Here is a 15,252-nt window from a genome sequence, read left to right on the forward strand (position 1 = left end):
TTTTTAAATGGTCCATGGTAATTTGTTATTATTGATTAAAAAGAAGCCAATTAATAGATACTGTTCCTTTATTTTGTATTAGTCGTATTGTATGTTTACCAGTAGTTAGTGTCACCTTACTTTGGTGTGTACTCCATATAAATTCTTCCGTTGTAGAAGGTAAATCCATCACCGTCATTTCTAAACCATCTATTTCAAGCGATAGCTGAGTATCGACAAATGATGCATATCGAATATTCAAATTATACTCGCCGTTATCAGGTACATTGAGTTGATATTCTACCCACTGCCCTTTCAAGAAATTATATAATTCTAAAGTCTCATTAGGAGCTTCGGTGGTACGTCTTACTCTAGGCCCATTGGTCCATCCTGTATCACCAATTGATTCAGAAATACTAATGTCACTGTAATGTTCTGCTTCAATTTTCTGCCCTATTCCAAAATAGTTGTCTTTATCAAAAGTCGACATCTGATTGTAAACCATTCCCAGTTCTGTAAGTTGTACATCTGAGGATTGTTTTAATAAAAACATATATGGAAATAAATCTTCAGCACCTTGTCCTCTTGGAATAAACCAAGCATAACGGTAAACATCAGGATCACTTTCCAAATAATTCAAGGCATCAGACATATAGTTCAATTGACTTTGAGGCGTTACATTTCCATCCCAAGCACAAAACTCCGTTAACCAAATAGGCATATTGTACTTTTTAAACATCTCAATATACCGCTTCAAAGCAGCTGCACTTGTCATGTAACAATGCACGGAAATGCCTTCAATACCATGATCAGGTACCAATTCAAAAAACTCATCCAACCATTTTATAGGATCATGATAACCTTCTAATGTTCCATAATTCATAGCTGGAGATATGATTTTCAAATTCAATTCCTTTGCTATTGCTTTCACATCATCCCATTTTTCAGCTGCCTGTTGAGGTGTCATATTGGCCTGATCCGTTAAATTCGGTTCATTGAAAGCCAGTAAATATTTCACCTCTGGATTCTTTTGAACGTAAGTTCTGATTTGCTCTTCATTCACTCCATTCCAAGCCATTGGGCAAAACTCTATATTTCGCTCTTTTGTCAATGGCATAAACTTGTCAAACTGAAGAGGACTCCAATTATAGGACCATGAAATTCCTTCACTTAAAACCTCTACATCTTCTGTATACTTAAAGGCGAAAGAAACTCCTCTTTTCGTACTTCTTTTCTGAGTACTTCCGGTGATCGCCCCTTCTTCTTCCTCCTCCACAATGTTGTCAAGACTTTGTTGGACTTGACAACATGTAAAGAGAAAGAATATGGAAATTAGATATAAATAAGAGTTCATATTACTCCACTTCTGCTAATTGATAAGCTCTTATATAATCAATTTCAAATAAGACCGGGTTGTCAAACATAGTGTCATCAACACCCAGTGCTCCTCCCCATGATCCTCCAATTGCTAAATTTAGAATGAAGAAAAACTCTTGATTGAAAGGCCAATCTCCTGCATCTTGAAGTTGTTTCGTCTCCGCAAAGGTCTTAGTTAAATTACCATAAACATAAATATGTATACGATCGTATCCCATAAACTCATCTTCTACCCACTCCATGGTGATAGTATGAAACTCACCTGAAACGTCTTGATCAAAAATTTGTTCACCATGAGCATTTTGCCCATTCAAACCATTCTTGTTTTTAGTATGTAGTGCACAGTGAAAAATATTTGACTCATAACCTACGTGTTCCATAATATCAATCTCACCCGCATCAGGCCAACGTCCATATCCCAACATCCAAAATGCCGGCCAAGTACCTCTACCACCTGGCACTTTCAAACGAGCCTCTACTTTACCGTATCGAAGATCTTTTTTGTCTTTTGAAATGATTCTGGCAGAAGTATAATTTTTACCTTCATATTCCTCTTTCTTTGCTTCAATGATAAGCTTACCGTCCTCTACTCTAATATTCTCAGGTCTGTCTGTGTAGTATTGTAATTCTTGATTTCCACCTCCTCGGCCATTTACCTCGTAAGTCCAATAATCAAGATTCAACGCATCACCATCAAACTCTTCTTGCCAAACCAATTTGTATTCTCTTTCGGGAACTGTAATTGTACATGTAGCAACCTCCTCTCCCATCACTACTGAAATGGTGGTTGTACCACTTTGATGAGCAGTCACTACACCATGAAAGACAGATGCTATAAATTCATCATCTGTTGTCCAAACAACCTCTTGATCGGATTGTGGAGCACTTAATATCTTTAGTTGTTCTGATTGACCTACACTTATGGTTAAAGCATCACTCGACAACTGTAGGGCAGTGTTTTCTTCCTCTAAAGAAGTCTCTGCGGCACATGCAAAGAAGGTCATCGAAATCAGTAGTAGTAATAATTTTTTCATTCTAGTATTATTGATTCAACCTTAAAAGTTTGATTGAAAGTTTAGTTTAAAGTCGGTGAAAGAATAGCCTTCACTATGTAAAGACTATTCTTTTAAAAGATTCCTTATTTTTTCTTTTTGTAGAAGAAAATAGCATCAACATCAATCGTATCACCAGTATTACCACCAGCTAAGAAAGCAAAGATATTCACATCACTTACTGGCTGATTGTAGAATACGCCTTGCTCATGGAAATGAGTTAATGGAATGCTTACTTCTTGCCATTCGCCGTTACGCTCAAAATCACCGTAAGGAGCTACACCGTCACCGTCAGGGCCTGCACCTAAAACTACTTTTGCTTCAGAAATACCATCAGCAAAAATCAATGTGTAAACTGTTGAAGAACTTGATGATTTCATTGCAATGTGGAAGTAATAATCCTCTGGAGCATTAAATAAAGGAGTCATGTCAACAGTTCCGAATCCAGATCCAACGTTATATCCAGCACCTGACCAGCCTGCCGAACCTACAACTAAACTCATCCATCCTTCTTCTAAATCAAAGTAGTTATTTCCTTGAGGTTGGCCTCCAACAAAAGTACCATCCCAGATGTAAAAGTTTTTATCAACATCATCCACACGAAGGTCATAAGTTACTTTAGACTCGATTGTTTTAAATGCTGTTTCATCTAAAGAAATTACATAATAATCTTCACCTTGTAATACTTCCGGAACCGGGTCTAATGTACCACTGCTTGCATCTTCATATACAGTCACTACACAAGTCGCTGTAAAAGTACCATGTGTAGCTGCTACTGTTGCTTCACCTACTTTTAAAGGCTGAATATCACCATTGACTACTGCTAATACTGTAGGGTCTGATGAACTCCATGAAATATCACCTGTTACCCCTTCTGGAAGTAATGATGCTGTTAAAGAAGCAGAAGATCCTAAAGCCACACTTAGCGTAGTTTGGTCTAAAGTAATTCCTGTAACTTCTGGTAACACTACTTCTTCTTGTCCATCTGAGTCACTACTAGAACATGATGAAAAAAATGAAGTACCTACTACTCCTAGTAGAATAAATAACGCTAATCTTAAATTAGTTGACATAAGTAAAAAATTAAATAAATAGTGTATGAATAACTTTTTAGCTCTTGAGAAAGGGATAATGATTTTTGGTCACTAAATAGACGATGTTTTCATTGTCATTTCATAAAAATTCCCTTTTGAGAGATCGAAAAAAAGCTTGCTTTGAACTTGCAATACAATTTTAGGTGTAAAACAGACACCAACAAAAAACCTTATGTCAACTTAATCTTAACAGCACAAAAAACGATATCAACATACACTCAACAACAAAACACAAAATACTGAAATACAGCAAAATAAAATTAAATAATCCAACAAAAAAAGTATCTATAACGCTTAATAAAAAGTGAAAATTAAAGTCTAAAGACAACTCAACAACTGCATTTTTTTATGATGTTGTAGTTCTATTTTTAGGATTTTTTTAGAAAACGATTGATTTAATGATCGAAGGCCTTCCTCTATTAGTTTATCGTACTGATTTTTTTTGAAATACTTGCTATTATATCATTGTACAATTAAAAATGACAAGTGCTTAAAATGAGAAAAGCCACCTCTACAAGAGGTAGCTTTAGCTATTAAATTATCGTTTTATTCTAATGTACTAACTATTTAATTAGAAGTATGTATTAAGTACATTGTAAACTAAATTATCGTCAACTTTCAATCGACCTTTCTACAAATAATTATAGGATCTACTTTCAAGCTTCCTTCTTCTTCATTTTTGTCTTGAAACAAAAACGAAGCAAAAAATTCAAGGGAAGAAGTAACAAATGAATTGGATAGAAAATCCACTGGCGCGAATGTTAAGCGATAGCGTCATTCGTGTCCTACAGATCAGCAGAAATCTCCTGATTTCTAAATACCATAAATATTCGAAAACTTAGTTTACAATATATTAAGTCAAAAATAGATCATAGTTAATTCGTATTTATTTTTTGTGAGTACAACGCTAAAAAACGTATGAATAGTGGTTCTATTTTGCGTTTTTTGAAGGAAGTAATCGCAAAACAATAAATAGAATTAGTATTAAATAATTTTGTCTTAGTACTTATTATTCTACAATGAACTTCTTCGTTTTGGACTCTAATGCATTGCTAACTTTTATCAAGTACATACCCTTTTGAAGAGTTTGTACTGGAATCACTACTTTCTCTGTATCGACTGATTGAGAAAGTACTTGTTGACCATTTATATTGAAAATGGATAAGGTGCCATTTCCTGCAAAAACTCCTGTAGTAATATTAATAATAGATTGGGCAGGGTTGGGATAAACATCAAATGATGAATGCGTCAATGCACTACCCAATGATTCTACTCTAGTGTTGGACAGGGTTTGAGCAATGGTATTTATACTTGCACTGTTAGAAATATTGACCGTATAATCTTCTACTTCTCCATAAGTAAACGATTCACATGGAGTAGATGCACTTCCATATTTCATGGCCACTCTCATTCGAGTAAGACCATTTTGTGCTGACGCTGGAATAGTCTGAGTAGAAGATAATAAGTTGGCGCTACTTGATGATCCTTGAACAAATAATTCTCCTGAATCCTCAAAGTCTCCATCTTGATTATAATCTATCCATATTGACCAATAAACCGTATAATTAGTCCCGCTATACCCCGCACTGAAAGAGACCGTTTCATCTGTTCCCTTTACAAGTGTTCCGGCACTCAATGAAGTATAATCAGCATACCCTCCATCTGCATTACTACTATTAGATAGTGAACCAAATCTCACATCGTCAATCCAGAAATAAGAATCATCATTTCCATTTGACGAACAATAATTTGAAGGGGTACCACCACCACTTGTTGTCGTAAATGCGATCGAAGACGAATAAGCAGAACTTCCAGAAGTACAATTTGAAGCGACCTGTACTTCATAAGTTGTTGCAGTAGACAAACCACTGAATGATGCCGCATTTGTAGTAGCAGTATAAGTGCTCCATGTACTTCCCTGCTCTCTTAATCGTACAGTGTAATCATTCGCAGAGCCTACATTATTCCATGATAAATCCACAGTGCTTGATGTAACGGTATTCGTAGACAACCCGGTTGGAACTGCACAAATTGCACCTTGTGCACCAGATGTAATTTCAACGGCATAATCTTCAACTTCACCATAGTCGAAAGTTTCACAAACTGTTTGAGCACCATTGTACTTCATAGAAACTCTCATTCGTGTAGTAGTTGCATCAGTATTTGATGGAATTGTGATGGTCCCTGTTTTTGTTGTATTCGAAAGTGATCCTCCATCAAAAACAAGCTCGTTGGCATCATCAAAATCACCATCAGCATTTAAATCAATCCATATTTTCCAATATTCATTATAAGCTTGATTTGAAAAACCTGGAGAAAGTGAAACATTATAAGTATTTCCTGCTTCTAAGGTTACAGATTCTGTTGCGGAAAAATTATTATAACCTCCATTAGTTCCAGATGTATTTACGAGGTCACCAACTGTTACATTGGCAATCCATTCGTAAGAAGCATCACTACCTTTTGATGCACAATAAGCGGATGCCTCTCCATATTTTGCTCCAACACCCACAGCATGCCAAGCATTAGTTGTTTGAATTTCTTCATTTGAACCAGCGCCATAAAGGTCGATGGCTGATTGAATTGAAAATGTACGAGCATCTGCAAAAGTAGACGTAGATGAAAGGTAAACGGCTTCTGTTCTGTAAGCAATTCTACCTGCTTTATCAATGCCAATACCCGCTACTGAATATGCAGTTCCTAGGTCATTGGTTCCGGTTTTTCCATCTGTCAATAAATAGAACCAATAATTTAAAACGCCACTGTTAATATGTACTCCACAATAATCATTATTTCGTGTTGGCGTTCCACAATTTGGATTATACCAATTTGTTCCCCCATAAGTATCTGGCTGATTTTCCGATTTTGGATTACTCATTGAACGCAGTGCTTGACTTGTAGATCTTCTTTCAATATCCTCACCGATCAACCAAATATCTTTTTCAGGAGCAGCATAAGACTCAACACATGCCGCCCAAATATCCGAGAAACCTTCATTGAGTGCTCCAGACTCTCTTTGATAAACCAAGTTGGCCGTTTTTTCACAAATTGCATGTCCTATTTCATGTGCTGCTACATCCAATGATGTCAATGCATCAAAGTAGGTATCGCTTCCATCTCCATAAGTCATCACTGAGCCATTCCAGAATGCATTATCATAAGCGTTATCAAAATGTACATAACTTTTGATTGCAGCTCCATTACCATCCCAACTGTCTCGGTTATGGGTAGACATGAAATAATCATACGTCATTTGAGCTCCCCAATGTGCATCTAATGCCGCATTGTCTTTCTGAGAATTATTCCATTCTGCTGCAGTCCAATTGTTGTCATTATCAACAAAATCAACAGCTTGATTATAGTTTGTTCCGGTATTCATATCATACGTTTCAATACCGTTTCCTCTCGAATAATCTCTTAATCGATAAGAGCCATTATAGGCGTCAGTATTAGATGTTTTCGTTCCTGAATAACGAGTAACGAGAGATCCTTCAGCCGTTGCATGTTTGATAATTGGATTAACGTGCACAATGTCACCTGTATGTGCATCTACATACACATAAGATCTGCTTAAAGGTTGTTCTGCATAAATATCAAACTTATAAGCCAAAACAGGTTGAAAACGAGATGACTTATCAGTCGCCTCATAATTGGGTACAATTACAAGTTCGCCTTTAGGATAGAAAGTCTTCTTTTCTCCCTCTGACATTTGCAATGCAATTTCTGCTTCGCCTGCCCTTTGCCACATGTACTTTGTTGCACCAACCCTACCGATAGCTACCTCTAAAGCTTCTTTTTCAGACAAAGAGGCTTTGATGGATTGCAGCTTAATTGGCTTCATATGATGCACAATCGACAAAGGATCTTCACCTTTGAAATTGAGAGTATAACCGCCATACTCTACTTTTATGCCTTCAAAAAACTCTTGAAATCTTCGATGACTAATTCCTAACTCATCTACTCTAGTTTCAATTGGTTTAAAACTACTTGGAACTCCCAAGTTTAATCTTTCTCTTAGTACACTTTCAGCTTGTTGAAGAGTAATTTTTTGTTTTCGGTCATTGCTGGTTTGATCGAGACGTATTAACTCTTGTGCTTTTAAGTTAGTGATGCTGAAAATCCCAAGTAGAATTACAGCGAGTAAAACATTTTTCATTGTTTTAGTTAAAGTTATTGAATTGGATTTATTAATGCCTGTTAGCAAAGGCAATGTTTAAATAGTTAGTAAATTAGAATATGATAATACTTTAATAGCCGTGCACAAATATATCGAAGTAGTTTTTTAAATCACAAATTACAATACCTGATAAAATCATTATTATTTCTTATAATCTACTTAAAATACAATTCAGATATTTGGTGAAACATCCTTCACTTAAAATTTTATCTGTTGCAACAAAGATGTTGATTAAAGAATAGAATCCATTGTTTGGAATGAAATAAATCTAATTTATATAACAATCTACACTCTTGTTTTTATCTAGAGAAAACTAGAGAATATACAATCTATTTTTTTTTGATATTTTTTTATTGAATTACATTTTCCTGTCCCTTATTGATTTTTTGGCATAAAAAAATGCCACGAAATAAGATTCCGTAGCATTCTAAATATTCAAATTTTCGATTAATTCATGATTTCTGAATTTGCTCTTTTCTATATTTGATTTGCAAATCCAACATACATGCCGCACACAAACACTCGTCGTATTCTTCCCTCATCTTCTGTGTTTCTTCATATGTCAATTTCACTTCATAACATTGACATTGAGTAATGTTCCCTACTTTACACTCGAATGTTTTACCACATCGTTGACATGTTTTGATTTCGTGTTCTGGCATTTTTCCCTCTCTTTTTAATGACATTTCATTTCCACTTGATCAGCAGGTTTTTCATCTATCCCTTCTGACGATTGATGTATATTATAGGCTCTCCATAAGAGTAATGTACCCATTGCTAAAAATAGTATTGGGTAAATTTTTCTTACATTATTTCGAACTTTTGTTTCAATAAATTGACCTGCAACAGCCACGGCAAACATCATTGGAATAGTCCCTAATCCAAAGGCAAACATATAGCCCATACCTTCTGTAATACTGCCTGTTGATAGTGCCGTAAACATGGCCATGTATACTAATCCACATGGAAGAAAGCCATTCAGTACCCCAATGCTGAAGAAGGTATGCCACTTTGCCTGACGCATGAATTTCCCTAGTTGCTTTCTCACAAACTGAAACCATTCTCCTAAGAACGGCACCAATTTTAATAGCTTATCAGGATTGACTGAAAAGAGGCCAAAGGCAATCATCATTACCGCCAAGAAGAGTGTCAAATAGACTTGATAACCAATCAGCCATGATAAACCTTGACCTAATAGTCCTGCAAAAGCCCCTAACATACCATAGGTAAAAGCTCTTCCAAGGTTATAGAGCAAACGATCTACTACAAGTCTAGGCCCTGTAGTTTTCCCTCCTTGAATTGCTAAAGCAATAGGTCCACACATCCCCAAACAATGGAAACTTCCTGCAAAACCTAATCCCAATGCTGTTAGATATAATTCCGTCATTATTATAGTACCAATGCTTTTTCAAATAAATAATCTACCCCACTGTCTGAAAAATTAACCTGAATGATCCATCTTCCTTTCACTATTCTTGAAGCATCAATATTTTGTTCGTTTTCAGCGTTCACGTCTAATTTCACATTAAAATCTAAACGAGAATCTGAAGGTCTGAAAAATCGGATATTCCCTTCCGCACTTTTTAATTCTGGAGGAAGAATAATATCTACAGTCCCTTTTTCTTTATTTAATGCTAGTACAGGTGCTGTTGATAATTTTTTGGTGTTCTCCTTCTTCTGAACTGTTTGTTCAAAACGTTGCTCTTCTGCATAGTAATCTTTTGAGACCATATTTACAGGTACTGTAAACATCTTAATTACTAAACCAATCATAGTGACTCCAAAAACACTGAATACTATCACTATTCCCCAACCCCAATTTAATTTCATGTTTGTTCTATCTAAAGTTTGTTATAAACAAGTATTCTAGAGGCTCAAAATGAACCTATAGAACCCTTTATTTTTTTATTGGACCAAGGAAATTAGTAGTTAATTCATCTAATTCCTCTTCTCCATTCATAATCTTGATGGTAATTTTATTCTTCATTCCATCCAGATTTTCAGGGGCAATATCAATAAAGAATGCACCGTCTAAATGTGCTCCTTCTTTTAATTGCATATCACCTCCAGCAATTGTAATTTTTCCTTCTGGATCTACCAAGAGTACATCCAAATCGTCAAAACTATTATTGCTTTTATTTACTAATTGTATGGTGTATAAATTTCTGATGTCACCATTTTCTGCTTTCTGATAAAGCATACCTGGTGCTCTTAGTACTGTTACTTCTACTTCTCCACGTTTGACTAATGCCAATGAGATCGCTCCTACCAATACTAGCAATACGGCTGTATACGCTTTGATTCTCGCTGTAAACTTGAAGGGCTTTCCTTTTTCAATGTCATTGGCTGACGCAAATCGGATCAAACCTCTTGGTTTATCAATTTTGTCCATCACCTCATCACAAGCATCAATACATGCCGTACAGTTCACGCATTCCAACTGCGTACCATTTCGAATATCAATACCTGTTGGGCAAACATGGACGCACAACTTACAATCAATACAATCACCCAATGGTTGATCTGCTGATACAGTAGGATTCACATCTTCCAAAGTCATCTTTCTCACTGTTTCTTTTTCTTCAGAAACAGGAGCTTTTACTTCTTCTACATCAGGTTTCTTGATTTCAGGAAGAGGACTTGGATTTACTTTAGGCTTCTTGGCTCTACCAACAATCGGTTTTACAGCAGCAGATGAACTACCGCATCCACCACAACCACTTGATGCCTTTTTCTTTTTCAATTTACCTCTTGGTTCACCCCTTACATGATCATAAGAAATTACAATGGAATCTTTGTCCAAAAATACGCCTTGTAAACGACCATAAGGACAAACTTGCGTACAGGCTTGCTCTCTGAAACGTGCAAAAACAAAATAAAATATCCCCGCAAAAGCAATATGAGCTAAGAATACAGGCCAGTTTTCAGCGGGTTTACTTGTGATCATATTGACCAATGCATCACCTCCAACGATATATCCTAACACCATGTTGGCTATTGCTAAAGAGAAAATCACAAAGATGGTGTGCTTTGTTCCCTTCTTAAGAATTTTCTCTTGTGTCCAAGGTGCTTGATCTAATTTTCTTTTCTGATTTGCATCTCCCTCTATCCAATATTCTATCCTACGGAATACCATTTCCATAAAGACGGTCTGAGGACAGGTCCAACCACACCATACTCTACCGTAGACTACGGTAAAAAGTACAATAAAAATGATCAGGGCGATCATGATCAAGACAAATACAAAAAAGTCTTGTGGAACGAATAAACGTCCAAAAATGACAAATTGCCTTTCTAATATGTTCATCATAAAGAAAGGTTGTCCATTAATTTTGATGAATGGGCCAACAAAGAAGAAAGCTATTAGTATGTAGGCTACCCATTTTCTTGCGTTATAATATCTACCACTTGGCTTTTTGGGGTAAAGCCAAACTCTTTTACCTTCGGCATCTACAGTAGATATACTATCACGAAATGACTCTGGTGATTGGGAATGTAGATCTTTTCTCATGACTATAGGTCGTTTTTGTAATCTGTTCAGTAGTGGATAATTCCGAACAAACTTTTATTCCTCTGCTTATTCCAAATTTAATCAAATTGGAACTTAGTTTGAGTATGCTGCTAACACATATTTACATATTAAAATAGGCGTCTTCTTGCATAATCTCAAGTACTTATATATGATGATATGTTAATATATAGAAACTATAAAAAGGGTAACCTCTTCAGGCTACCCTTTTCTATTTCCAAGCAAGTTTTACATTGCTACTTTTTCTCCTTGAGGTGCTTTACCGTTTGGAGGGTTAGTACCTTGTAAGCTTAAAATATAGCTTGATACTTCTTGAATTTGTAATGGTGTTAACTTCGCTTCCCAAGCCAACATACCTTTTGCAGGTACACCATACTTGATCGTCTTAAAGATGCTTTTTACATCACCTCCATGTAACCAGTACTCATCTGTAAGGTTTGGTCCAACACCACCTTCACCGGCACCACCGTGACACGCTTTACAGTTGGCATCAAATGCTTTTTTACCTGAAGCCAAAGCAGAAGCTTCTACAGCTACTTCTACATTTGTTTCATCGATAGCATTAGCCATTGTCGCTAAATACTCTTTCTTTGCAATTTCAGCTTGCTCCACATCATAATGATATTCAGCGATTGATACAGGTTCAGCATCTGTCTCTGCCCACCAGTGATATACACCAAGGTAACCGAATGCTAAAACGATACAAGCATAAAACAAGGCTTTCCACCAAGGCGGTAAGTCGTTGTCCAACTCTTGGATACCATCGTAATTATGATCCATGATGATATCTTTTTCCAAAGCGATTGGTTTAGCAGCATTAATTCTTGCTAAGAAACCTTTCCACCCTGTTTCACCTTCCATTTCGAAGGCTACATCTTCTGCTGTCTTTGGAGCTTTTTTCAAGCTTTCCTTCACAATGAAAAGAAGGCCTAAAGCTATAATAAGAATAGCGAAGAAAAGTAATACTAATACTGATCCTAAAGTATAAATAAGTAAATCAAAATTATCTATACCATAAATCAGCTGATCTGATGCCCAAGCTGCATTACCAGTAAGCGTAAGAGCTAAAAGCGATAATATTTTTTTATTTGCAGATTTCATGACCTGTTCAGTTTGAGAGTCAATAGCTTGTTACCTATTGAGCCGTTTGTTTTTTTGTAACAACTACAGTATAAAAGACCAATGCCAATACTAGGAAGATTAAGAAAAAAACAATAATCGCAAACCCTAACAATGTTACTGCCCACTCACTTGCATTCATCATATTTAATGATTCTTGCATTGATGACGCTGCAAAAGTTGATGAAGCGTTTAATAAGATTGCACTGATTGTCAATACAAATGACAATAATGGCTTTGAAAGTTTACTTAAATTCATTTGTGCTGTCATTTTCTTTCTCTTCGTCTAAATCTAAAGGCAGGTTTGATATTTCTGAAACCGTATCATTTTTCATCTTGAAAGCATAGAGACTCCACGCTAAAAAGAATGTGAAAAAGATAAGGAATCCTATCACTGGAAAAATATCAATTCCCTCTATAGATCTAAGTACATCTTTATACATAACTTTATGTTATTCAGAATGTTTACTCCTGATCAAAAATATCAGGAGTAAACATGTCTAATCTATTTTAATGGAAGGTTACTTGCTTGACCTGCATCGACACCTAAACGCTGTAAGTAAGCGATCAAGGCAACGATTTCCTTACGAGGTGCAGTGTCAGAACCATCATTGATTAAGCTTTCAGTAATTTCTTCTGCTTGCTTGTCCAAATCAGCTACTGCTTTTTCCTCATAACCTTCTTCATATGGTACTCCCAAGTTTCTCATTAATGAGATTTGAGCAGGAACATCATCAACAGAAATGTCGTCTTCCAATAACCATGGGTAAGATGGCATGATTGAACCTGGTGACATTGATCCTGGATCTAACATATGATTGTAGTGCCATGAATCTGGGTACTTCCCTCCTAGTCTTGCTAAATCTGGACCAGTACGCTTAGAACCCCATTGGAATGGATGGTCATAAACAAACTCACCTGATTTAGAGTAATCACCATATCTTTCAGTTTCAGAACGGAAAGGTCGGATCATTTGAGAGTGACATAAATAACATCCTTCTCTGATGTAAATATCACGTCCCTTTAATTCAAGAGGAGTATATGGTTTCACCGTCGCAATTGTCGGTGTATTTTCTTCTACGAAATAAGTTGGTAAGAATTCAACAATACCACCAATTGAAATCGCTACGAAAGAGAAAATAGTCATTTGGATAGGACGAGCCTCAATCCATTCGTGCCATCTCTTCACTTTGTGCGATCCTTGTAATGCTGGAGCACTTGCTTCTTCTTCTCTTTGTAATTTACCTGAAGTAGCTGTCATGTAGTAGTTATAAACACCTACTAATGCACCTACAACATATAATAAACCACCCACTGCTCTCAACATGTACATTGGTACAATTTGAGTCACTGTTTCTAAGAAGTTAGGATACTTCAAGAAACCTTCTGGAGTGAATTCTTTCCACATTAATGACTGCGTCAAACCTGCCCAATACATTGGTACTACATAGAATACAATACCCAATGTTCCTAACCAGAAGTGAACATTTGCTAACTTCAATGAGTGAAGCTTTGTGCGGTACATCTTAGGGAACAACCAGTATAACATACCAAATGTTAAGAATCCGTTCCATCCTAGTGCACCTACGTGAACGTGAGCAATTGTCCAGTCAGTGTAGTGTGTTATAGCGTTAACGTTTTTGAAAGATAACATTGGTCCTTCAAAAGTGGCCATACCGTAAGCAGTTAATGCCACTACCATAAACTTCAATACAGGTTCTGTACGAACTTTATCCCAAACACCACGAAGTGTCAATAAACCGTTCAACATACCACCCCAAGATGGAGCAATCAACATTACTGAGAATACAGTACCTAACGACTGAGCCCAGTCAGGAAGTGCAGTGTATAATAAGTGGTGAGGTCCAGCCCAGATATAAATAAAGATCAGTGACCAGAAGTGAATGATGGATAATCTGTAAGAGTATACAGGTCTGTTAGCTGCCTTAGGTACGAAGTAGTACATTAGACCTAAATAAGGAGTAGTAAGGAAGAATGCCACGGCATTGTGACCATACCACCATTGTACTAATGCATCTTGTACCCCTGCAAAAACAGAGTAAGAATTGAATAATGATAACGGTAATGCTAAACTGTTTACAATGTGTAAAACGGCTACCGTTACGAAAGTTGCCAAGTAGAACCAAATTGCTACATAAAGGTGTCTCTCACGTCTTTTGACCAATGTCATGATCATGTTAAGACCAAAAACTACCCAAATTACAGCAATGGCAATATCGATTGGCCATTCTAATTCGGCATATTCTTTACCTTGAGTAAAACCTAAAGGTAAAGTGATTAAAGCGGATAAAATAATTAACTGCCATCCCCAGAAATGAATCTTTCCGAGTAAATCACTGTACATTCTTGCTTTTACCAAACGTGGTAACGAATAATAGATACCGGCAAACATACCATTACCTACAAATGCAAAAATCACTGCATTGGTATGTAGTGGTCTAAGTCTACCAAAAGTCAACCAGGCTTGTTCTCCTATGTTGAAAATTGGGTGAGCGAGTTGTAATGCTACTAATAGTCCCACTACCATCCCGGCTATTCCCCAAAACATTGTGGCGATTGCAAAATTCTTCACAATCACATTGTCGTACGAAAAATGCTCTAAGTTAGCGCTCGTCGTCTCCTGCTTGTGTTGCTGTTCGTTGTCGATCATCTTCTTCGAATAATATTCGGATGCTTGGAGTGTAAGTATCCTCATACTGATTAGATTTCACAGACCAAATGAAGATACCCAGAAAAATCAGGGCCACAATCAAACTGATTCCAATCAATACGATAATTGCACTCATAAGATATTTAAATAAAAAGAGTCCTATACTAATATGATACAAATATACTCGACCTAATAAATCCTATTACATGACATTCGTCAACTGTAATTATTGACTTTCGTCAATGTTTATTCCT

At 36.4% G+C, this 15,252-nt stretch carries 13 protein-coding genes; all 13 read right to left on the reverse strand.

Features of this window, described 5'->3' with window-relative positions:
• Positions 1 to 28: 28 nt before the first annotated feature.
• Positions 29 to 1,333 carry a glycosyl hydrolase gene (locus PL77_RS30595; protein ID WP_052444420.1) on the reverse strand — a complete coding sequence of 435 codons (1,305 nt, stop codon included), beginning with the start codon at positions 1,331 to 1,333 and terminating at the stop codon, positions 29 to 31.
• Position 1,334: 1 nt separating this feature from the next.
• A complete protein-coding gene (locus PL77_RS14310; RefSeq protein WP_082026539.1) occupies positions 1,335 to 2,390 on the reverse strand; it encodes a family 16 glycosylhydrolase in 1,056 nt (351 codons plus the stop codon).
• A 104-nt stretch (positions 2,391 to 2,494) separates the two neighbouring features.
• Positions 2,495 to 3,481: an Ig-like domain-containing protein gene (locus PL77_RS30600; protein WP_052444422.1), complete on the reverse strand. Its 987-nt coding sequence runs from the start codon at positions 3,479 to 3,481 to the stop codon at positions 2,495 to 2,497.
• Positions 3,482 to 4,511: 1,030 nt separating this feature from the next.
• A complete protein-coding gene (locus tag PL77_RS14320) occupies positions 4,512 to 7,658 on the reverse strand; it encodes a M4 family metallopeptidase (protein WP_052444423.1) in 3,147 nt (1,048 codons plus the stop codon).
• A gap of 473 nt (positions 7,659 to 8,131) precedes the next feature.
• Complete coding sequence (locus PL77_RS14325) at positions 8,132 to 8,365, reverse strand: cysteine-rich CWC family protein (protein ID WP_216595904.1); 234 nt, start codon at positions 8,363 to 8,365, stop codon at positions 8,132 to 8,134.
• A complete protein-coding gene (locus PL77_RS14330) occupies positions 8,356 to 9,066 on the reverse strand; it encodes a sulfite exporter TauE/SafE family protein (protein ID WP_044206532.1) in 711 nt (236 codons plus the stop codon). The genes PL77_RS14325 and PL77_RS14330 overlap by 10 nt, the downstream gene beginning before the upstream one ends.
• A gap of 2 nt (positions 9,067 to 9,068) precedes the next feature.
• Positions 9,069 to 9,509: a FixH family protein gene (locus PL77_RS14335; RefSeq protein WP_044206538.1), complete on the reverse strand. Its 441-nt coding sequence runs from the start codon at positions 9,507 to 9,509 to the stop codon at positions 9,069 to 9,071.
• A gap of 67 nt (positions 9,510 to 9,576) precedes the next feature.
• Positions 9,577 to 11,190, reverse strand: coding sequence for a 4Fe-4S dicluster domain-containing protein (locus tag PL77_RS14340; RefSeq protein ID WP_044206541.1), 1,614 nt, complete (start codon positions 11,188 to 11,190; stop codon positions 9,577 to 9,579).
• Positions 11,191 to 11,436: 246 nt separating this feature from the next.
• On the reverse strand, positions 11,437 to 12,309 hold the full coding sequence (locus PL77_RS14345; RefSeq protein ID WP_044206543.1) for a cbb3-type cytochrome c oxidase N-terminal domain-containing protein: 873 nt from the start codon (positions 12,307 to 12,309) through the stop codon (positions 11,437 to 11,439).
• Positions 12,310 to 12,343: 34 nt separating this feature from the next.
• Positions 12,344 to 12,586: a hypothetical protein gene (locus PL77_RS14350; RefSeq protein ID WP_044206546.1), complete on the reverse strand. Its 243-nt coding sequence runs from the start codon at positions 12,584 to 12,586 to the stop codon at positions 12,344 to 12,346.
• A complete protein-coding gene (locus PL77_RS14355) occupies positions 12,573 to 12,770 on the reverse strand; it encodes a hypothetical protein (RefSeq protein ID WP_044206547.1) in 198 nt (65 codons plus the stop codon). Before PL77_RS14355 ends, PL77_RS14350 begins: the two co-directional genes overlap by 14 nt.
• Positions 12,771 to 12,832: 62 nt before the next feature.
• Positions 12,833 to 14,998, reverse strand: a complete 2,166-nt coding sequence (gene ccoN / locus PL77_RS14360; RefSeq protein WP_044206550.1) for a cytochrome-c oxidase, cbb3-type subunit I — start codon at positions 14,996 to 14,998, stop codon at positions 12,833 to 12,835.
• The gene (gene ccoS, locus PL77_RS14365; RefSeq protein ID WP_044206551.1) at positions 14,952 to 15,134 is read right to left on the reverse strand and encodes a cbb3-type cytochrome oxidase assembly protein CcoS; all 183 of its coding nucleotides are present in this window, start codon (positions 15,132 to 15,134) and stop codon (positions 14,952 to 14,954) included. Before ccoS ends, ccoN begins: the two co-directional genes overlap by 47 nt.
• Between the last annotated feature and the right edge of the window lie 118 nt (positions 15,135 to 15,252).

Source organism: Flammeovirga sp. OC4, assembly GCF_000812565.1.
In the GTDB taxonomy this organism is placed as follows: domain Bacteria; phylum Bacteroidota; class Bacteroidia; order Cytophagales; family Flammeovirgaceae; genus Flammeovirga.

Bases quoted from the DNA above. Each gene is read 5' to 3' on its own strand.
- PL77_RS30595 (WP_052444420.1), bottom strand. From the start codon at position 1,333: ATGAACTCTTATTTATATCTAATTTCCATATTCTTTCTCTTTACATGT.
- PL77_RS14310 (WP_082026539.1), bottom strand. From the start codon at position 2,390: ATGAAAAAATTATTACTACTACTGATTTCGATGACCTTCTTTGCATGT.
- PL77_RS30600 (WP_052444422.1), bottom strand. From the start codon at position 3,481: ATGTCAACTAATTTAAGATTAGCGTTATTTATTCTACTAGGAGTAGTA.
- PL77_RS14320 (WP_052444423.1), bottom strand. From the start codon at position 7,658: ATGAAAAATGTTTTACTCGCTGTAATTCTACTTGGGATTTTCAGCATC.
- PL77_RS14325 (WP_216595904.1), bottom strand. From the start codon at position 8,365: ATGTCATTAAAAAGAGAGGGAAAAATGCCAGAACACGAAATCAAAACA.
- PL77_RS14330 (WP_044206532.1), bottom strand. From the start codon at position 9,066: ATGACGGAATTATATCTAACAGCATTGGGATTAGGTTTTGCAGGAAGT.
- PL77_RS14335 (WP_044206538.1), bottom strand. From the start codon at position 9,509: ATGAAATTAAATTGGGGTTGGGGAATAGTGATAGTATTCAGTGTTTTT.
- PL77_RS14340 (WP_044206541.1), bottom strand. From the start codon at position 11,190: ATGAGAAAAGATCTACATTCCCAATCACCAGAGTCATTTCGTGATAGT.
- PL77_RS14345 (WP_044206543.1), bottom strand. From the start codon at position 12,309: ATGAAATCTGCAAATAAAAAAATATTATCGCTTTTAGCTCTTACGCTT.
- PL77_RS14350 (WP_044206546.1), bottom strand. From the start codon at position 12,586: ATGAATTTAAGTAAACTTTCAAAGCCATTATTGTCATTTGTATTGACA.
- PL77_RS14355 (WP_044206547.1), bottom strand. From the start codon at position 12,770: ATGTATAAAGATGTACTTAGATCTATAGAGGGAATTGATATTTTTCCA.
- ccoN (WP_044206550.1), bottom strand. From the start codon at position 14,998: ATGATCGACAACGAACAGCAACACAAGCAGGAGACGACGAGCGCTAAC.
- ccoS (WP_044206551.1), bottom strand. From the start codon at position 15,134: ATGAGTGCAATTATCGTATTGATTGGAATCAGTTTGATTGTGGCCCTG.